The organism is Mesorhizobium sp. M0870 (assembly GCF_040319775.1).
Taxonomy (GTDB): Bacteria; Pseudomonadota; Alphaproteobacteria; order Rhizobiales; family Rhizobiaceae; genus Mesorhizobium.
This window is the reverse complement of record NZ_JAMYOI010000036.1, coordinates 15572-34257: the sequence shown is the minus strand read 5'-3', so window position 1 is coordinate 34257 and position 18686 is coordinate 15572. Positions and strand designations below refer to the sequence as shown.

The window sequence follows — 18686 nt, the reverse complement described above, 5'->3', positions numbered from 1 at the left end:
TTGCAAATTTTTGAGACGCGCGTATCGTATTGGCATGAATGTCTCACGTCAACAATCCGCTGCGAGTGACGACGCTGAACGGGCAACCGGTCCAGTGCCCGAACGTGGGCCGCGCGCGCGGACGAAACGGCTGATGCTGGAGACGGCAACAAGGCTGATGCAGGCGGGCGTCACACCCTCGGTCAGCGAGGTCGCCGAGGCCGCCGAGGTTTCCCGCGCCACCGCCTATCGTTACTTCCCGAGCCAGTCGGCACTGGTGCAAGCGGTCGTCGACGAGGGGCTGGGGCCAATCCTCACCTGGCGATCGACCTCCGCCGATGCCGAGCGCCGGATCGCCGAGCTGTTCGATACGGCCATGCCGCGCATCGAGGCCTTCGAAGCCACGTTCAAGGCAGCACTGAAGCTGTCGCTCGATCAATGGGCGCGGCGTCAGGCCGGCACGCTGGGCGGTGAGCCCGCCTTTACGCGCGGCCATCGCATCGACTTGCTGAAAGATGCGATCGCGCCGCTCAAGGGCCGTTTGCCGCCGCGCGACTTCAAGCGGCTGGCGCAGGCGCTGTCGCTTATCTTCGGCGTCGAGGTGCTGATCGTGCTCAAGGATATCTGGGGGCTGGACAGCCGCCGGACGAGGGCGGTCGCACAGTGGGCGGCCGGGGCGCTGGTGCGTGCGGCAGTCGCGGAATCGGTCGATGAAGGAGGCAGCCTCGATCCGAAGGCAGTCATGAAATAGAGCCTAACTGGTTCGACCAGATTGGCATGCACACTACCGATCTTAGCCGTTGGGTGGAGTATCGGACAATACCCAATCATATCACTGAGTAGGAAAATCTTGGTAAAACAGGCAGATAAAGCGGGAATCCCATGGCAATGGCCATGTCAAGCTGCCAAGAAAGGGCTTGACGTGCATGCAAAATTGGTAATACCAGATTGGATCAGAAATGCGGATCGAAAGTGAGGGCTGCGATCCATTTTCCGGCGGGGCGAGGAGGCTCGAAACCGGAAAGGTGCGATCACGGGAGGAACTACCAGGGCCGGCCACGTTGCCGGCTCGCACGATAAGGTAGAACGCGCACAAGGGAGGAAATCATTATGCGCAAGTTAGTGACCAGCGTACTTGCTGGTATCGGCTTAACGCTTGCCTGCGGAACGTCCGTTTACGCGCAGGAAAAGTCACTCACCATCTTCTGGGCTGAATGGGATCCCGCAAACTATCTGCAGGAACTCGGCAACGAGTACGAGAAGCAAACCGGCGTCAAGATCACGGTGGAAACCACCCCGTGGGCCGATTTCCAGACCAAGGCCTTCACCGAGTTCAACGCCAAGGGCAGCGCCTATGACCTGGTCGTCGGCGACTCGCAATGGCTTGGTGCCGCCTCCGAGGGCGGTCACTATGTCGACCTCACGGACTTCGTCAAAGAGAACCAGGTTCTCGACAAGATGGCTCCGGCGACGGTCAAGTTCTACTCCGAATATCCCGGCAACAGCGGCAAATACTGGTCTATCCCGGCCGAGGGCGACGCAGTGGGCTGGGCCTACCGCAAGGACTGGTTCGAGGACCCGAAGGAAATGGAAGCGTTCAAGGCCAAGTATGGCTACGAACTTGCCGTTCCCAAGACCTTCAAGGAAATGACCGACATCGCGGAGTTCTTCAATAGGCCCGACCAGAACCGCTACGGCATCGCCATCTACACCCAGAACCAGTATGACGGCCTGGCGATGGGCTTCGAGAACGCGCTGTTCTCGTATGGCGGTGAGCTCGGCGACTTCGGCACTTACAAGGTCGACGGCATCATCAACTCGGACAAGGCGGTAGCCGCGGCAGAAAACTACCGCAAGCTGTTCGGCTTCACGCCTCCGGGCTGGACCAACGCCTTTTTCGTCGAGAACAACCAGGCCATCACCGAAGGCCTGGCGGCGATGAGCATGAACTACTTCGCCTTCTTCCCCTCGTTGATCAACGAGGCGTCGAACCCGCATGCCAAGAACACCGGCTTCTTCGCCAACCCGGCAGGTCCAGGTGGTGAGCAATTCGCCGCGCTCGGCGGCCAGGGCATTTCCGTCGTCTCCTATTCCAACAACAAGGAAGAGGCGATGAAATTCCTGAAGTGGTTCATCCAGGACGATACGCAGAAGAAGTGGGCAGCCCTCGGCGGCTACACCTGCAACAAGGCCGTGCTGGAATCGGCCGAGTTCCAGAACGCCACGCCCTACAACAAGGCCTTCTACGACACGATGTTCAAGGTCAAGGACTTCTGGGCGGTGCCGGAATATGCGGAACTGCTGCAGCAGCTCAACCAGCGTGTCTATCCGTACATCGTAAATGGCGATGGTACGGCCAAGGAAATGCTGGATGCGCTGGCGAAGGATTGGGACGCCACGTTCAAGAAATACGGCCGCGGCCAATAACCGACATGTAGTGCGGAGGAGGCCCGTGCCTCCTCCGTTTTCTTTTTCAGGAATGGGAGCAGGTCTTGGCGACCACAATGATCACACCGCTGAATACCTCCTCCAGAGCCGCCTCTCGCGGCCTCAGCGACATTTCGATACGCAACCTCTTCATCATCCCGACGATCGTGTTCCTGATCGTCTTCAACATCTTTCCGCTGATCTATTCGCTCGGCTATTCCTTCACCGACTTTCGCGCATCGACCAATGCGCCGGCCAATTTCGTCGGACTGAAGAACTATCGCGAACTCCTCAGCGACCCTTATATCTGGAACAATTTCGCGGTGACCGCGAAATACGTCATCGTCTCGGTCGTCGGTCAGGTTGTCGTCGGCTTTGGAACGGCGATGCTGCTCAATCGTACCATTCCGCTCAAGGGCCTGATCACGACATTGCTGCTCTTGCCGATGATGCTTTCGATGGCGGTGGTCGGCCTGTTCTGGAAACTGCTCTACGATCCGTCCTGGGGTGTCATCAACTACGTGCTCGACCTCGGCAAATTCCAATGGCTCGGCGATCCGAAGATGGCGCTCTACGCGGTCGCGTTCACAGACATCTGGATGTGGTCGCCCTTCGTCATGCTGTTGTCGCTCGCCGGGCTTTCGGCGGTGCCGAAGCATCTTTATGAAGCTGCCGCGATCGACCGCGCCGGGCCGTTCTATACCTTCTTCCGCATCACGCTGCCGCTGGTCGCGCCGATCCTGATGATCGCGGTCATCTTCCGCACCATGGAAGCCTTCAAGACTTTCGATCTTGCCTATGTGCTCTCGACGCAGCCGAGCACCGAGGTGATTTCCATCCGTCTCTACAAGATGGCTTTCCAGGAATGGCAGACAGGGCGCTCCTGCGCGCTTGCCTATATCGTGCTGATCATGGTGCTGGCGATCACCAACATCTATGTGAAATACCTCAACAAAGTTAAGGAGCGCTGAGATGGCGGCCGTCCAGACTTCGGGTGAACGGGCGCTCAACAAGGTCGCTATTGTCGCCGTCCTTTTGGTGACGATCATCTTCCTGGCGCCGATCTACTGGATCGTGGCGACCTCGTTCAAGCCACGCAACCTGGCCACGACGATCCCGCCGACCGTGATGTTCGAGCCGACCATCTCGCCTTTCGTCAAACTTTTCACAAAGCGCTCACAGTTGCGCAGCCCGCCGTCGGCCGAAGAATATGCCGCCGCCCCGTGGTGGGAGCGCGTCGTGTTCGACGGCGGCGAGAAGATCGTGCGCGACGGCAAGGGCCAGGTGCAATGGTCGGGATATCCGAGCCGCTTCCTGAACTCGCTCATCATCGCCATCACCTCGACGGTGTTGGCGGTCGGCATGGGGACATTCACCGCCTATGGCTTCTCGCGCTTCAAGGTGAAAGGGGAGGCGGACCTGCTCTTCTTCATCCTGTCGACCCGCATGTTGCCGGCGGTGGTGGTCGCCATTCCGATGTTCCTGATGTACCGGGCAGTCGGGCTCAACGACACGCATCTGGGCCTGATCATTCTCTACACCGCCTTCAACCTGTCCTTCTCCGTGTGGCTGATGAAGGGTTTCATGGACGAGATCCCGAAGGAGTATGAGGAGGCAGCGCTTGTCGACGGCTACACGCGCATGGAGGCGTTCTTCAAGATCGTGCTGCCGGAGGCCGCCACGGGCATCGCCGCCACCGCCGTGTTCTGTTTCATCACCGCGTGGAACGAATACGCCTTTGCGCTGATCATGACCAACCGCCGCGCCCAGACCGCGCCTCCCTTCATCCCGAGCCAGGTCGGTTCGGGCCTGCCGGACTGGACGGTGATCGCCTCCGGAACCTTCCTGTTCCTGCTGCCGGTCGCAATCTTCACCTTCCTGCTTCGCAACCACCTGTTGCGCGGCATGTCCTTCGGAGCGATCCGCAAATGAGTTTTCGCGCCATCAACCAGAAATACCTCGAGCCCGGATCGCAGATCCTGATGGTGCTCGGCATCATCGCGCTCTGCCAGCCCTGGAGCATGCTGCTGCACAGCTATGGCCTGACCATCATCCTGATCGGACTCGTCAGCTTCAACGTAACCTCCAAGATCGCGCCCGAGGAAAAGGCCGGCACCGGCCAGGTGCGCAATCCGGGAGCACAGCATTGACCCAGATCGAGCTTCGCGGCGTCCAGAAATTCTTCGGCGCCGTCCAGGTCATCAAGGACCTGAACCTCAAGATCGCCGACAACGAGTTCATCGTGCTGCTCGGCCAGTCGGGCTGCGGCAAGACGACAACGCTGCGCGCCATCGCCGGGCTGGAAACCATCGACGAGGGCGACATCTTCATCGACGGCAAGCCGGTACAGCATTTGAAGGCCGCCGACCGCGACATCGCCATGGTGTTCCAGTCGTTCTCGCTCTATCCGCATATGAGCGTCTACGAGAACATCGCCTTCCCCTTGCGTGCCACGCGCAAGAGCAAGACGGAGATCGACAGCGAGGTTCGCTCCGTCGCCAAGACGCTGCAGATCACCGACCTGCTGGACAAGAAGCCGTCGGCGCTCTCGGGTGGCGACATGCAGCGCGTCGCCATCGGCCGGGCGCTGGTGCGGCGGCCGAAGGCCATGCTGATGGACGAGCCGATCGGCGCGCTCGACGCCAAGCTGCGCGAGGAGATGCGCGCGGAAATCAAGCGGCTGCACATCAAGCAGGGCTCGACCACCATCTATGTCACGCACGACCAGATCGAGGCCATGAGCCTGGCCGACCGCATCGTCATCATGCACGCAGGCGTCTTGCAGCAGGTCGGTACGCCGGACGAGGTCTATTCGCAGCCGGCAAATCTGTTCGTGGCGCAATTCGTCGGCAGCCCGGTGATGAATGTCACCGATGCCGCAGTCGCCGAGACCGGATCCGCGGTCTCGGTAACGGTCGGCGGCGCGGCTTCCGGCTTCGAATTTCCGCAGGCATTGCTGTCGAAGCTCAACGGCCATGCCGGGCGGCAGCTCGCGCTGGGCATCCGCCCGGAGGGGGTGCTTATTCGGCGCGAGGCGACCGAGGGCTTCGTGCCTGTCGACACGCATATCGTCGAGCCGCTCGGCTCCTTCGACATCGTCGATCTCAAGGTCGGAACCGAGTTACTGCGGGCTCGCACCAAGAGCGGCTTTGTTGCCGGACCCGGTGAAAGGGTCTTCGCCAGGATCGACCCGACCCAGGCGCATTTCTTCGACAAGGCAAGCGGCAAGTCGCTTGAGGTGAGACTCTGATGGCCCATATCCAGCTCAAGAACATCTCGAAGACCTTCGGCAACCACACTGCGCTCACCGGGCTCGATCTCGATATTGCCGATGGCGAGTTCTTCGTGCTGCTGGGCGAGACGGGCGCCGGCAAGACGACGACGCTGCGGCTTATCGCCGGCCTGGAAAAGCCCAGCGAAGGCCAGGTCTTCATCGACGGCGTCGACGTCGCCGACTGGGGTGCGGCCGAGCGTGACGTGGCGCTGGTGCTGCAGCAATACTCGCTCTATCCGCGCTACACGGTGCGCGAAAATCTAGAATTCCCGCTCAAGCCGAAAATCCGCCGGCTGCCCGACGCCGAGATCAAGGATCGCGTCGACCGTGCCGCCCGTACGCTGCGGATCGAGCATCTGCTCGACCGCAAGACGGATCGGCTGTCCGGCGGCGAGATGCAGCGCGTCTCGATCGGCCGCGCCATCGTGCGCAAGCCGCGTGTGTTCCTGATGGACGAGCCGCTGTCGGCGCTCGACGCAAAGCTGCGCGAGGCGCTGCGGACTGAACTGAAGAACCTGCAGATGCAGCTCGGCGCCACCTTCCTGTTCGTCACCCACGACCAGATCGAGGCGATGTCGATGGGCGACAAGGTGGGCGTGCTCAACCATGGCCGCATCGTCCAGACCGGTACGCCGCACGAGATCTACAACAACCCGCGCGACACCTATGTGGCAAGCTTCGTCGGCTCGCCGCCGATGAACCTCATCGACGGCAAGCTTGTGAACGGCCGCGCGGTGATGGCTCCGTTGAACTTCGAACTGCCTTTTTCGCAGGGCGCCAAGACTTTTGGGGGGCTAAAGGCGGGTGCGGCGACCGACGGTCGCCCGCTCGTCTTCGGCATTCGTCCCGAGGACGTCTATCTCGAGAGCGGCGCGCCGGTCGAGGCGCGCGTCCACGACGTCGAGAACCACGGCGTCGAAAAGATCCTGACACTGCGCGTCGGCGACGCGACGCTGCGTGCCACCGTGCCGGCCAGGACCGACGTCGCCATCGAGCAGGCGGTGCGCTTTGCCTGGAACCCCGACAAGGTGGTGCTGTTCGACAAGGGCAGCGGCGTCAGTTTGCGACACGCCTCATAGGCTGCATCCGAGCCTATTTCTGGAAGTAGGTTTCGTAGGGCGTGTCGTTGATCAGCAGGATCACGCATTCCGTGTCGGAGACGCAGGCGTCGTCATGCATCTCATCGGCCTTCTGGGTCCAATAGGATCCAGGAGGCAGTTCGACCTTGGTCGCCTCGCCGCCATCCATCTGCCAGTGCGCCCACAGCCCCTTTATGACCACCGCGCGATAATCCGCGGTGTGCGCATGGACCGGTGCACGCCAGTTGCCGGGAACCTTCAGCAACGTGCCTGCCGGGCCCTTGGCCCGCTCGCCCCACAATGGGCCAAGACGATGCGGCTGGTCGGGTACTTCCGCCACATAGGGGATCTTGTCGGCCGGCAGGTAGCTGTCCTCGAGGGCAAAGGCGCGCCCGGGAACCGCAAGCATGACGGCGAGTGCGATGACCTTCGGATAATTTGGCATTGGTTCTCCTCTTCGGACCGACTGGACGCCGGCCTCTGGCTGCTTGGTTCTGGCAAGCTATTGCATGCGGGTGGCCCGGCAATGGCATTGCGTCCGGAAGGCTTGGCAATTCATCCAGACCCGGCAAGCCACGGCCGCGGATCCGGGATCGCCTCAGCGGTTTTCGGAGGTGCCGTCGACGGTGCGCAGGTGGCTGGGCGCGATGCCTATGATGCGCTTGAACGCCCGGCTGAACGATGCTTCGGAATCGTAACCCAGTCTGGCGGCGACCACTGAAACCCGCATCCGATCGTCGATCAGCCATTGCCGCGCCTGGTGCATGCGTATCCGGGCGACATATCTCGCCGGTGTTTCGCCAACGATGGCCGTGAAGCGTTCGGCGAAGGCCGATCGCGAGGCGCCCATTTCGCGCGCCAGCGCTTCGACAGTCCAGTTCCTGTCGGGCTGCAGATGAATGGCGGCAAGTACGCGGCCGATGTCGCGATCCTTGATCGCCGCGGTCCAGCCTCTGGTGTCGCCGCCACTGTTTTCTACCCAGGAACGGATGATGCTTGCAGCCAGCACGTCGGCCAGTCGCGCCAGCATGCCGCCAGAGCCGGCCCGGTTCATGGTGATTTCGCCGGCCATAGCTTCCAGCAGATGCGGAATACCTGGCTCGCCAGCCATCAATTCCTTGGCGCGCATCATGTCCGGCATCATGCCCAGCAAGGGGTGTGACCCGTCCAGGTTGAAATGCATGCTGCCGCAAAACAGCAAGGTTTTCGGGCCGTGGCCGCCGTTGGAGACATTGAAGACATTGTCCTGCAAAGGCTCGACAGTGTAGCTTTCGATCGGCACGGCCGGAATGCCAGGCGCGCTGGCAACGACATGCTCGGCACCGCGCGGCAAGAGCAATGCATCGCCGGGTGTCAGCTCAATCCATTCCCCGGCTGGCGAAAACAGCCAGCATTGGCGGCGGCCGATAAAGTGAAACCTTGCTGCCTTCTGGGCAGGAAACAACACGGCCCATGGGTTTGAAAGTTCGCAGCGGCCATAGTCGACGCCATCAAGCCGCAATCCGCGCAAGATGTCGGTTAGCGGACCGTCCGAGGCCGGCAGGCCAGTCTTGGGCGAGGTGAAAACCATGCTGATTTCTCTAGCCTGGAATCACCAGTCCGTCACGGCCTCCATGCGTCAGCTCAGGGGCAACAAACTCGGGCCAACGGGTTCCTCCGCCGGGGCGTCGGCTGACGTAGCATCAGACGCAAAACCCGCCTGTGCGGCGGGTCACTGGCGCAAATCAGCACCATGGGCAAAAATGTAGCATAGCTGAGGTCACCGAGTCAAGAAAAAATTCCTATCGCGAAAAGCTGCCGGCAAAAAAACTGCCGGGACCGCCGAACTGGGTGCTGCCTTTGTCAAGCTGAGTTCGGAACCCTGTGCGTCAGCTGGCCTGGCGGATATCGGCCTGTTCCTCGGCCCGGAGATGGCTGGGCGCCGAGCCGATGACGCGCTTGAAGGCGCGGCTGAAGGCGGCGTCCGATTCATAGCCGAGACGCGCCGCAACGACGGAGATCTTAATCCGGTCGCGGACCAGCCATTGCCGTGCCTGATGCATTCTGACCTGGGTGACATATTTTGCCGGGGTTTCGCCGACGATGGTGGCGAAGCGATCGGCAAATCCCGATCGCGAGGCGCCCATCATCCTGGCCAGCGACTCGACCGTCCAGTCATGGTTTGGCTCGAGATGGATGGCGGCCAGCACGCGGCCGATTTCCGGGTCCCTGACGGCGGCGATCCAGCCGGAGGCGTCGCCGCAGCCGCGCTCGACCCATGAGCGGATGACGGTGGCGGCCAGTACGTCGGCCAGCCGCGCCAGGATGCCGCCGGAGCCGACGCGCTCCATCGTCACCTCACGCTCCATCGATTCCAGCAGATGCGGAATGCCGGGCTCATAGGCTTCCAACTCATGCGTGCGCATCACATCCGGCATCATGCCGAGCAGGGGATGCAGGCCATCGAGATTGAAGTACATGCTGCCGCAAAACAACAGGGTTCCCGGCCGGCAGCATTCCGACATGCCTTCGTTCGACGTGCAGTAGACGTCCTTGCAGACCTCCTCGACTTCGTAGCCATGGATCGGCCAGGCCTGGGCGCCGGGCTCGCTGGCAAGCACGTGCGCCGCACCGCGCGGCAGCAGCACCGCGTCGCCTGCCTTGAGTTCCACCCATTCGCCGGATGGCTGCTTCAGCCAGCAGCCTTTGCGGCCGATGAAATGAAACCGCGCCGCTGGCTGGGCTGGAAACTGAATGCCCCAGGGTTCCTTCAGTTCGAAGCGGCCGTATTCGACGCCATCGAGGCGCAAGCCACGCAAAATGTCGGTGAGCGGGTCGCCAGTGATCGGAATTTTGGACGAATTGTCAAGCATGATGGGGTTTCTAGCATGGAAGCTCCAGGTGGTCACTCCCTATGTTGCGTTGCAGCCAAATGCTGCGCTGCAAAACAACTCGGAGACTGACCATGGCCGAACAGGCGACAGGCGTCATCGACGCCACACTTTTGAACCTGCGGACTCCGACGAACGAACCGAGCCGGCCTGGGGCGCCGTTGTTTCGCTGGCACTTGGTGTTTTTGGCCTCGTCACCGCTGAATTTCTCCCCGCCAGCCTGCTGACGCCGATGGCGCGTGATCTCGGCGTCAGCGAAGGCGTGGCCGGACAGGCGGTGACGGCAACCGCGATCGTCGGAGCCATTGCCGCACCCACCATGGCCATCATCACCAGGCGTATGGATCGCAGGCTGGTGATGTGGATGCTGACCGTATTCCTGATCCTGTCCAATCTTCTGGCCACCTTTGCCTCATCGCTGCCCGTGCTTCTGCTTGCCCGTGTCGTGCTCGGCGTAGCACTTGGCGGCTTCTGGGCGATGTCGGCAGCGATGGCGCTGCGGCTGGTGCCGATGCGATTGATGCCGCGCGCCATGTCGATCATCCTGACCGGCGTCTCGCTGGCGACCGTCTGCGCGGCGCCGGTCGGCGCTTACGTTGGTGACATCTGGGGCTGGCGCACGGCATTCATGATTGCGACCGTCGTCGCCGCCCTGGCGCTGCTGGTGCAGCTGGCCACCATTCCGAAATTGCCCCCCGTGCGTGTTGCAAGCTTTCGCACCTTGCTCGACGTGCTGAAGCGTCCGTCGATCAGGGTGGCGCTGCTGGTCGTGCTGCTGGTCGCTTCGGGACACTTTGCCGGCTTCACCTATGTCCGTCCGTTCCTCGAGAAGGTGCCCGTGCTCGACATCGAGACGATCTCGCTGGTGCTGCTGGCCTATGGCATTGGCGGTTTCTTCGGCAATGTCGCCGGCGGCATCCTGGCCGAGCGCAGCCTCAAGGCAGCCGTTGCGCTGGCGCCGTTGCTGATCGCAATGGCCGCCGCCTCGATGCTGATTTTCGGGGCTTCGCCGACGATCGCCGCCGCCGCCGTCGCGGTCTGGGGCTTTGCTTTCGGCGCGGTGCCGGTCGGGCTGCAGAGCTGGCTGGTGCGGGCAGCACCCGACCAGGCAGAAAGCGCCGGCGGACTGATGGTGGCGACGTTCCAGGTGGCGATCGCGCTCGGCGCCGTCTTCGGTGGCCTGCTGGTCGACCACATCGGCGTCGCCAGTGCCTTCGCCTATTGCGGCGCGGCGACATTGCTGGCGGCCATCGTGGTGTTCCTGCGCGGCCCGAAGCAGGCCGAGTAGCCTGGCCGCAATCAGGCTTCCCTGACACTGCGCGTCGGCCCGAGAACCATCACGGTTTTCGGGCCGGCGCCGTTGTGATGGCAGCTACAAAGCGGTTCAGGCTCTCCTCGACGAAGGCGGCCACTTCGATCGCCGGGTCAAAGCTCCACCACAGCAACGAGCCTTGCCAATGGGATGCCATCAGCAGGCCGATGTCGCGTGGCGGGTTGGGCGTTTCAGCAAAACAGGCTGCAAGAGCGTCGCACAGGAACGCCTTCCAGGCTGCACCGCGTGCCCTGAGCAGGGGATCGCGCAGGTCCTCGCGCAGGACAAGCAGGCCTTCGGCATAGGATTCGATGCCGCCGTAGTGTTGCGACAACGCCACCAGTAGCGCGACCGCACCAGCGGGCGTTCTCGGGACGGTAGCTGCCAGGATCCTGGTGTTGTCATCGAGACCGTCCCAGGCGTGCAGCAGGGTGCGCTGTTTAAGCTGCGCCTTGTTCTTGAAGCGCTGCACCAGCGTTGCACCGGAGAGACCACAAGCCTTTGCCAGACCCTCGAAGGTGAGTGCTTGGGGACCATGCTCGTGGATCAACCGGTGCGCGGTCTCCAGCACCTGCTCGTCGGACTGGGTTTTAGGCCGGGTCATCTTGACATCCTGGTATAACCGAATGATCATTTATATATGGTATGAGCAGCGCAGGCTAGCCCGTGCCTGATCGATGGAACCGTTTTTGGGAGAGTTCAATGACGTTGCAAGGGAAAGTTGCCCTGGTCGCAGGCGGGACGCGTGGCGCTGGTCGAGGCATAGCGGTCGAACTTGGCGCCGCCGGCGCCACCGTCTACGTCACCGGGCGCAGCACGCGCGCCCAGCAATCCGAATATGGCCGGCCCGAAACCATCGAGGAAACAGCGGAACTGGTCTCGGCGAACGGAGGCAAGGGCATTGCCGTGCAAGTCGATCATCTCGTGGCCGAAGATGTGCACAGACTGGTTGAGCGCATCCGCACCGAACAGGGCCGGCTCGACATACTGGTCAACGACATCTGGGGTGGCGAAAAGCTGTTCGAGTGGAACAAGCCTGTCTGGGACCACAATCTGGACAACGGCCTGCGCATGCTGCGGCTTGGCATCGACACGCATCTGATCACCGCGCACCATGCGTTGCCGCTGCTGATCGAACGTCCGGGCGGGCTGCTGGTCGAAGTCACCGACGGCACGGCCCAATACAATGCCGATCACTACCGGCTGTCGCCCTTCTACGATCTCGCCAAGGTCGCGGTGACGCGGATGGCATGGGCGCATGCCAAGGATCTGGCAAAACACGACGCAACGTCCGTGTCGCTGACGCCCGGCTGGCTGCGTTCGGAGATGATGCTGGAAGCCTTTGGCGTGAGCGAGGACAATTGGCGCGACGCCACCGCTGAGGTGCCGCATTTCGTCATTTCCGAGACGCCACGCTTCGTCGGTCGCGCCGTTGCGGCTTTGGCGGCGGATCCGGATCGCTCGCGCTGGAACGGGCAGTCGCTGTCCAGCGGCGGGCTGGCGCAGGTCTACGGCTTTACCGACCTCGACGGTTCACGGCCCGACGCCTGGCGTTATGTTCCGGAGGTCCAGGACGCCGGCAAGCCCGCCGATGCGACGGGCTATCGATAGGTGATTTGGTTCCTGCGCAATTCCGGACGGAAAACCGCTGCGCACTTTTCCTGGAGCTGCGTCAGGCCGACCGCCCGTCGAAATCGAAAACCGGCAGGGTCGAGGGGTCGAGATCGGCCACGCAGTTGATGTTGATGTAGGCACTGCGTTCGCTGCCTTCGCGGACATCCTCCGCAAAGGGATGGATGCCGCAGGCCCGGCAGAACCGGTGCGCGATGGCATGATTGCCGAATGTGTAGGTGCCGAGATCGTCGCCCCAGGCCAGGACCTGCAAGGTCCCGTGCGGGATGGCACACAACAGGGCGCCCTTGCGCGAGCAGATCGAGCAATTGCACCGCAAGGCGCCCGTCAGTTCGGCCTTGAATTCGAAGGCGACCTTGCCGCAGTGGCAGCTGCCTTTGTAGAGCATCGGATTTTTCCTCGCATTAGACAGGGTGCAAAACCGCCTGCGCCGGGTTAAGTCTCGGCAATCCATGCCCCAAGGACGTTCAAGACGTCCGGAGTCCGACACCGAAAATGCAATCCGTTCGTGATCATCTGGAAACCATTCTCGCGCGCCTCGCTGCCCGTGCCGGCGAAGAGCGCGTGTTCACGAAGCTCTATGCCGAAGCCGCGCGTGCCGCGGCCGATGCCAGCGATGCGCGCCAGCGCGCGGGCGTAACACTGGGGCCGCTCGATGGCACCATCGTCTCGGTCAAGGACTTGTTCGATGTCGCCGGCGAACCAACCACGGCCGGCTCGCTGATGCTTAGGGCCGCAGCACCTCCGCTGTGCGATGCCGTGATCGTCAGCCGGCTGCGGCAGGCCGGCGCGATGATCATCGGCAAGACCAACATGACCGAATTCGCCTTCACCGCGATCGGCGACAACCAGCACTATGGCACGCCCGGCAATGCCGTGGACACCAGCCGCATTCCGGGCGGTTCATCCTCAGGCGCCGGCGTCTCGGTCGGTGAGGCGACGAGCGAAATATCGATCGGTTCCGACACCGGCGGTTCGATACGCATTCCGGCTTCACTCAACGGTGTCGTCGGCTTCAAGCCGACTGCGCGGCGCGTGCCTCTTGCCGGCGCGTTCCCGCTGTCCGCCACGCTGGACTCGATCGGTCCGCTTGCCCGAACCGTCGCCCAATGTGCCGCCGCCGACGCCGTAATGGCCGGTGAAGTGCCGACCGCGCTGACGCCGATTGCCCTTGCAGGGCTTCGCGTCGGCATTCCGCGCGGCATTCTTTTCGAAGAGATGGAAGACGAGGTGGCGACCGCGTTCGACCGCTGCCTTGGCAAGATCGAACAGACGGGCGCGCGGATCGCGGGCTTATCGATCGATGATCTGCTTGCCGATTTGCGGGCCGCCACCAAGCGTGGCTCGATTGCTGCCATGGAAGGGGCCGAAGTGCATGCCGACTGGCTGGCGGCTGGGGCTTCGGTGCCGGTCGACCCGCATGTCAGCGGACCTTTGTCGCGGGCGGCAATGCTGCCGACGCCTGTCTACATCAGAGCAATGCGCCGTCGCACAGCACTCGTCGTCGCCATGGACGAGCGGCTGGCATCGGTCGATGTGCTGGCTCTGCCGACCACGCCGGTGACGGCGCCGACCATCGTTTCAATGACCGAAGATGCCGAGCTGCGCGACCACGTCGAAGGCCTGCTGTTGCGCAACACGCAGGTTGCCAACCAGTTCGATCTCTGCGCAATCTCGCTGCCGATGCCGGGCACTCCGCTGCCCGCCGGTTTGATGCTGGTGGCGCGCAACGGGCATGATCGGCGCCTGCTGCGGATTGCGGCTGAAATAGAACAGCTGCTTGGCGCGTGACCAGGGCTGGACTGAATATCAGTGCGACGAACAGTGCTTGCGTTCGCTGTCCTTGGCGGTCCGCACGATACGGGTCGCGACCAGCCAGGGGAGATTGTGCTCCTTGCCGGTGATCGTCTGGGTGCGGTGCTCGATCGAGCCTCTGACGACGATCTTGCCGGCATAATGCGCGTCGGAAAGATCGGTTATCGCCTTGTCGGCCTGCGGCAATCCGCGGGGATCGATCGAGACGCCCTTGATGATCGCGCCGGTGGCAAGGTCGAGTGCGCTGTTCGACGGGCACGGCGCCTTGAAGCAGCGCAGCCCGTTGTCGCAATAGACATAGCTGCTTTCGGCCGCGAATGACGGCATGGCGCAGAGCGAACACACGACGGCTACCAGCGATGCGAGGCGTGGATCGGACATGGTGCTCAACGTCGCGGAGAATTGGGGCGAAACCGCGATGCTTTAGCTATCGGCCGGAAACCGTCGCCGGTAATGATCGACCACTTCGGGATTGCGCAGATTGACCGGCAGCTTGCCCGCTAGCACCAGCAAGGCTTCACCCGCCGCGCCGACGCCCATGCGCATCATCGATTCCTCGGTGATGCCGGCCATGTGCGGCGTGATGATGACATTGTCGAAGCCGAAATAGGGATGGTTCGACGGCAGCGGCTGCGTCGCAAAAACGTCGAGCGCGGCACCGCCGATACGGCGTTTCTGCAACGCCTCGATCAACGCGTCGTCATCGATGACCGGTCCGCGAGACACGTTGATGAGCAGCGCCTGCGGCTTCATGCGGGCGATCCGCTCACGGTTGATCAGGCCGCGCGTTTCCGGCGTCAGCGGGCAGCACAGAACGATGATGTCGCTTTGTTCGACTAGGGCGTCGATCGACAGGAAGCCGACCTTGTCCGGCGCCGGCTGCATGCTGCGCGTCGTCGCCACCACCTTCAGGTCGAAGCCGTGCGCGGCGATATGGCCGACCGCTTGGCCGACGGCACCGAGGCCGACGATGCCAATCGTCTTGCCGGCAAGCTCAATGTTGGCATTGGCGTGCTCGCGGCCGGCGAGCCAGCCTTTGGTGCGCAGGTCGCGGTCGACGACGCGGAAGTTGCGCAGCAAGGCGAGCGCCACGAACATGACGTGCTCGGCAACCGAGCGGGCATTGACCGCCGGCACGTTCGCCACCAGCACGCCGGCGGTGGTCGCTGCTTCCATGGGGATCATGTCGAGCCCGGCGCCATGACGGATTGCCGCCCGCAGCAGCGTCGCGCCGTCGAAAAGCTGTGATGGCAGCGGCGCGCGCACGATGACGATGTCGGCATTCCTCGCCTCGGCGGCCAGCGTGGCCGGATCGATGGCGGAAGCGACGACGAGTTCGCCGGCGCCGGCCAGCATGGCCGAGGCGCGCGGGTGTAGCGGGTGTGTCGTGAGGATACGGGCCATGTCGGTCAGGCTTTTTCGAGCGCCGGGCTTTGCGGTTCCTCGCCATGGCCCTCGATCAGGCCTTTCCAGTAGCTCTCAGCCCCTTGCAGATGGGCGCTCATCAGCGCCTGGGCGAGATTGCCGTCGCGGCGCAGCAGCGCCTCATAAATCTGGATATGCTCGGCATGCGAGCGCAGGTTGCGCTCGGGGTCGTTGAAATAGATCGGCAGGCGCTGCTCGCCCATCATGTAGTAGACGCTGCAGACATTGTGGAAGACGCTGTTCTTGGTGGCGCGCACGATTTCGAGGTGGAATTCGCGGTCTTCCCTGGCAAGCCCTTCACCGGCGGCGATGCGCTCTTCCGAAGCCTTCAGGATTTCGCGCAGCCGCTCGAAATTCTCCTCGGTGGCGCGCGAACAGGCAAGTTCGGCCGCCTTGATCTCGTGGATCTTGCGCAGTTCGACCGTCTCGTAGATCTGGATCGGGTCGAGCGGCAGGCCTGCGCGGGCAAAAAGCGCCATGGCCTCCACACTGGCCTGCTTGGTGTCGATGTAGATACCGGACTTGGCTCGACGCTCGACGATGCGCATGGCCTCCAGGATGGCCAGCGCCTCGCGGATCTGACCGCGGCTGACGGCGAAATGCTCCGCCAGTTCGCGTTCCGAAGGCGTTCGGCCGCTCTCCTTGTCCGAATGGGAGAACAGGTAGGCAGCGAGTTCTGCGAGGAGGTTCTTTTCTTTCATCGTCAACCGCGTTGCGCGTGCGCCTCCAGGAACCGCTCCGAAATGGTGAATCCCAGACCCGGTTTTTCCGGGATCGCTATCATACCGTCCCTGGCTTCGACAGTCTCTTCGACCAGATCATGGATCATCGGGTTGGCGCCAAGCGAATATTCGACGGTGAAACTCGACGGCGAGGCGGCGCAGACATGCAAGCCTGCGAAAAAACAGGGCGCGCCGGCCCACAAATGGGGTGCAAAGCGCAAATTGAAGGCGCTGGCGATGGTGCCGATCTTCATCGCCTCGCTGATGCCGCCGCAGAAAGCGGGATCAGGCTGGAAGATGTCGGCGGCTTTGAGCACGGCAAGGTCGCGGAAGGCATAGCGTGTCGCCTCGCTTTCGCCGGTGGCGATCGGGACGGCACCTGACGCCCGCACTTCAGCCATGCCGGGCTTGTCGTCAGCGATAATAGGTTCCTCGAACCAGGCGAGGTCCAAATCGTTGACAAGGTGGATGAAGCGCTTGGCCTCGGCCACCGTGTAGGTGCCGTGCGCGTCGACCATCAGTTCGACATCGGGGCCGAGCGCCTGCCGTGCGGCCCGCACGCGGGTGGCGGAAATGTGCGCCGCGCCATCCATGGCGCCAACCCGCATCTTCAGCGCCTTGAAGCCGCCCTTGGCGATATAGGACTTCAACTGCTCGCCGATGGCGTCGGCGGCCGCCCAGCCGCCGGAGGCATAGGCCGGCATGCGATCGAGCTTGCGGCCGCCGAGCAGCCGCCAGACCGGAACGCCAAGCGATTTGCCAAGAATGTCCCACAGCGCGATGTCGACGGCGCTGATGGCGGCGATGCTCATGCCGCGCCGCGCCAGTTGCGGCATGGCGTGGCCGCCACGCGCGGCGCTGTCGTGGCGCACGCCATTGTAGAGCATCTCCCATATGACGCCGATGTCGGCCGGATCGCGGCCGACCAGTTGCGGCCCGACCTCATGGTTCAGCATGTGGACGAGCGCACCGTAGCTGCCGGCACTGCCAGCGGCGTTCTTGCCTTCGCCCCAGCCGACCAGCCCGTCATCGGTCTCGATGCGCAGGATGGCGGCGTCGAAGGTCGTCACCTGACCGAAGTCGCTGCGGTGCTGCCGAGCGGCTTCGATCGGAACGCGGATCCACCAGGCTTGGACGGACTTGATGCGCATATTCTTCCCCAGCCCCGCCGCCGGTCAGGGCGGAAGGGCGAATTTCCCAGAGGCAGTCGGCTACTTGATCAGCGGCAGCAACGTCTCGGCGTTGATGCGCATCTGGTCGGTGTAGAATTTCTCGGTGAGCACGCTGGAGCCGTGGTCCTGGATGAACTTCAGCTGCTCGGGCGAGATGTCGACCGGATTGCGCTCGACCATGTCGGGATAGGGGGCTGCCGGCGTCCGGTCGACGGGCGCGACGAACTCATTGGTCAGCGCGCCGTCGTAGCCGATCTCGCGCAAGGTGGCGACGATCTTCGGCCAGTCGATCTGGCCGAGGCCGGCGGCAAACCGGTTGTTGTCGGCGACATGGAAGTCGAACAAGCGCTTTCCGGCCTGCCGGATCGCGTCATAGACGTTAAATTCTTCCATGTGGATGTGATAGGCATCGAGGCAGACGCCGCATTCGGGGCTGACCGCATCGGCCAGCGCCAGCGCCTGGGCGCCGCGATTGAACAGATAGGTCTCGAAGCGGTTGAGCGGTTCGACAGCGATCTTGACGCCGACCTTCTTGGCGTGGGTGAAGCACTCGCGGGTGGCGTCGACCACCCACTTCCATTCCTCTTCCTCGGTCCCGTCAGGCACAACCTTGCCGACGGTCGCCGGAACCAGCGTGATGATCTCGCCATCGAGTTCGCTGACCATGGTCAGCACATCCTTGACATATTGAACGGAACGCTCGCGCTGGCCCTGGTTCCTGGCGGCAAGGTTGCGCTCGCCCAGCATCAGGGTCACCGCGCCCCAGCAGCGAATACCATGCTCCTTCAGCAACGCCCGGGTCTCCTTGGTCTTGTACTGCTCGGGCTCGCCGGAAATCTCGATCGACTCATAGCCGAATTTCTTGATGCGCTTGAGCGTCGTCTCCAAGGGTTCCGCGCGCATCCAGTTGTGCGTCGAAAGATGCATGGTCTGTCCTTCCCAACTCGTCTCTATGGTTCGCCTGCGACATGCATCGCCA

The 18686-nt window shown here is 62.8% G+C and carries 19 protein-coding genes and 1 pseudogene; 10 read left to right on the top strand and 10 right to left on the bottom strand.

Annotated features, from left to right (window positions below; all coding sequences use genetic code 11):
- Positions 1-34 precede the first annotated feature (34 nt).
- From NKH97_RS29230 to NKH97_RS29200, 7 genes are all read left to right on the top strand, one after another.
- Positions 35-730 (top strand): TetR/AcrR family transcriptional regulator, encoded by a 696-nt coding sequence (locus NKH97_RS29230; RefSeq protein WP_352793457.1) that lies wholly within the window; start codon positions 35-37, stop codon positions 728-730.
- Positions 731-1089: 359 nt separating this feature from the next.
- Positions 1090-2406: an ABC transporter substrate-binding protein gene (locus NKH97_RS29225; protein WP_127293507.1), complete on the top strand. Its 1317-nt coding sequence runs from the start codon at positions 1090-1092 to the stop codon at positions 2404-2406.
- Between the two features lie 65 nt (positions 2407-2471).
- Positions 2472-3377, top strand: a complete 906-nt coding sequence (locus NKH97_RS29220; protein ID WP_013529495.1) for a carbohydrate ABC transporter permease — start codon at positions 2472-2474, stop codon at positions 3375-3377.
- 1 nt (position 3378) lies between these two features.
- Positions 3379-4338, top strand: coding sequence for a carbohydrate ABC transporter permease (locus NKH97_RS29215; RefSeq protein WP_013529496.1), 960 nt, complete (start codon positions 3379-3381; stop codon positions 4336-4338).
- Positions 4335-4556, top strand: coding sequence for a hypothetical protein (locus NKH97_RS29210; RefSeq protein ID WP_352799316.1), 222 nt, complete (start codon positions 4335-4337; stop codon positions 4554-4556). The genes NKH97_RS29215 and NKH97_RS29210 overlap by 4 nt, the downstream gene beginning before the upstream one ends.
- Positions 4553-5656 carry an ABC transporter ATP-binding protein gene (locus NKH97_RS29205; protein WP_023812449.1) on the top strand — a complete coding sequence of 368 codons (1104 nt, stop codon included), beginning with the start codon at positions 4553-4555 and terminating at the stop codon, positions 5654-5656. The genes NKH97_RS29210 and NKH97_RS29205 overlap by 4 nt, the downstream gene beginning before the upstream one ends.
- Positions 5656-6759: an ABC transporter ATP-binding protein gene (locus tag NKH97_RS29200; protein ID WP_128304526.1), complete on the top strand. Its 1104-nt coding sequence runs from the start codon at positions 5656-5658 to the stop codon at positions 6757-6759. The genes NKH97_RS29205 and NKH97_RS29200 overlap by 1 nt, the downstream gene beginning before the upstream one ends.
- Positions 6760-6772: 13 nt before the next feature.
- Here the strand turns inward: NKH97_RS29200 and NKH97_RS29195 are convergent, their stop codons facing one another.
- The 3 genes from NKH97_RS29195 to NKH97_RS29185 form a co-directional block, all read right to left on the bottom strand.
- Complete coding sequence (locus NKH97_RS29195; RefSeq protein WP_128304525.1) at positions 6773-7204, bottom strand: DUF4437 domain-containing protein; 432 nt, start codon at positions 7202-7204, stop codon at positions 6773-6775.
- A gap of 153 nt (positions 7205-7357) precedes the next feature.
- Positions 7358-8329, bottom strand: coding sequence for an AraC family transcriptional regulator (locus NKH97_RS29190; protein ID WP_352728047.1), 972 nt, complete (start codon positions 8327-8329; stop codon positions 7358-7360).
- A 298-nt stretch (positions 8330-8627) separates the two neighbouring features.
- Entirely contained in the window at positions 8628-9611 is a 984-nt protein-coding gene (locus tag NKH97_RS29185; protein ID WP_352612890.1) for an AraC family transcriptional regulator, read from the bottom strand.
- 92 nt (positions 9612-9703) lie between these two features.
- On the opposite strand from NKH97_RS29185, the pseudogene NKH97_RS29180 reads away from it, so the two are divergent.
- A pseudogene (locus NKH97_RS29180) lies at positions 9704-10917 on the top strand (MFS transporter).
- Positions 10918-10966: 49 nt separating this feature from the next.
- On the opposite strand, the gene NKH97_RS29175 reads toward NKH97_RS29180, so the two are convergent.
- Complete coding sequence (locus NKH97_RS29175; protein WP_352799313.1) at positions 10967-11545, bottom strand: TetR/AcrR family transcriptional regulator; 579 nt, start codon at positions 11543-11545, stop codon at positions 10967-10969.
- A 98-nt stretch (positions 11546-11643) separates the two neighbouring features.
- Here NKH97_RS29175 and NKH97_RS29170 point away from each other — a divergent pair, with 98 nt between their 5' ends.
- Entirely contained in the window at positions 11644-12552 is a 909-nt protein-coding gene (locus NKH97_RS29170; protein WP_352799311.1) for an SDR family oxidoreductase, read from the top strand.
- A gap of 61 nt (positions 12553-12613) precedes the next feature.
- Here NKH97_RS29170 and NKH97_RS29165 read toward each other — a convergent pair whose 3' ends face one another.
- Entirely contained in the window at positions 12614-12961 is a 348-nt protein-coding gene (locus tag NKH97_RS29165; protein WP_352799309.1) for a GFA family protein, read from the bottom strand.
- A 107-nt stretch (positions 12962-13068) separates the two neighbouring features.
- Between NKH97_RS29165 and NKH97_RS29160 the strand changes: the two genes are divergently transcribed.
- The gene (locus NKH97_RS29160; RefSeq protein WP_352799307.1) at positions 13069-14364 is read left to right on the top strand and encodes an amidase; all 1296 of its coding nucleotides are present in this window, start codon (positions 13069-13071) and stop codon (positions 14362-14364) included.
- Between the two features lie 18 nt (positions 14365-14382).
- Here NKH97_RS29160 and NKH97_RS29155 read toward each other — a convergent pair whose 3' ends face one another.
- The 5 genes from NKH97_RS29155 to NKH97_RS29135 are packed head-to-tail and all read right to left on the bottom strand — an operon-like array spanning position 14383 to position 18634.
- A complete protein-coding gene (locus NKH97_RS29155) occupies positions 14383-14769 on the bottom strand; it encodes a hypothetical protein (RefSeq protein ID WP_352799305.1) in 387 nt (128 codons plus the stop codon).
- Between the two features lie 42 nt (positions 14770-14811).
- Complete coding sequence (locus NKH97_RS29150) at positions 14812-15792, bottom strand: hydroxyacid dehydrogenase (protein ID WP_352799304.1); 981 nt, start codon at positions 15790-15792, stop codon at positions 14812-14814.
- Between the two features lie 5 nt (positions 15793-15797).
- Positions 15798-16514 carry a FadR/GntR family transcriptional regulator gene (locus tag NKH97_RS29145; protein ID WP_127295118.1) on the bottom strand — a complete coding sequence of 239 codons (717 nt, stop codon included), beginning with the start codon at positions 16512-16514 and terminating at the stop codon, positions 15798-15800.
- A gap of 2 nt (positions 16515-16516) precedes the next feature.
- Positions 16517-17686 (bottom strand): mandelate racemase/muconate lactonizing enzyme family protein, encoded by a 1170-nt coding sequence (locus NKH97_RS29140; RefSeq protein ID WP_023812460.1) that lies wholly within the window; start codon positions 17684-17686, stop codon positions 16517-16519.
- A gap of 60 nt (positions 17687-17746) precedes the next feature.
- Positions 17747-18634 carry a sugar phosphate isomerase/epimerase family protein gene (locus NKH97_RS29135; RefSeq protein WP_023812461.1) on the bottom strand — a complete coding sequence of 296 codons (888 nt, stop codon included), beginning with the start codon at positions 18632-18634 and terminating at the stop codon, positions 17747-17749.
- Positions 18635-18686: the final 52 nt, after the last annotated feature.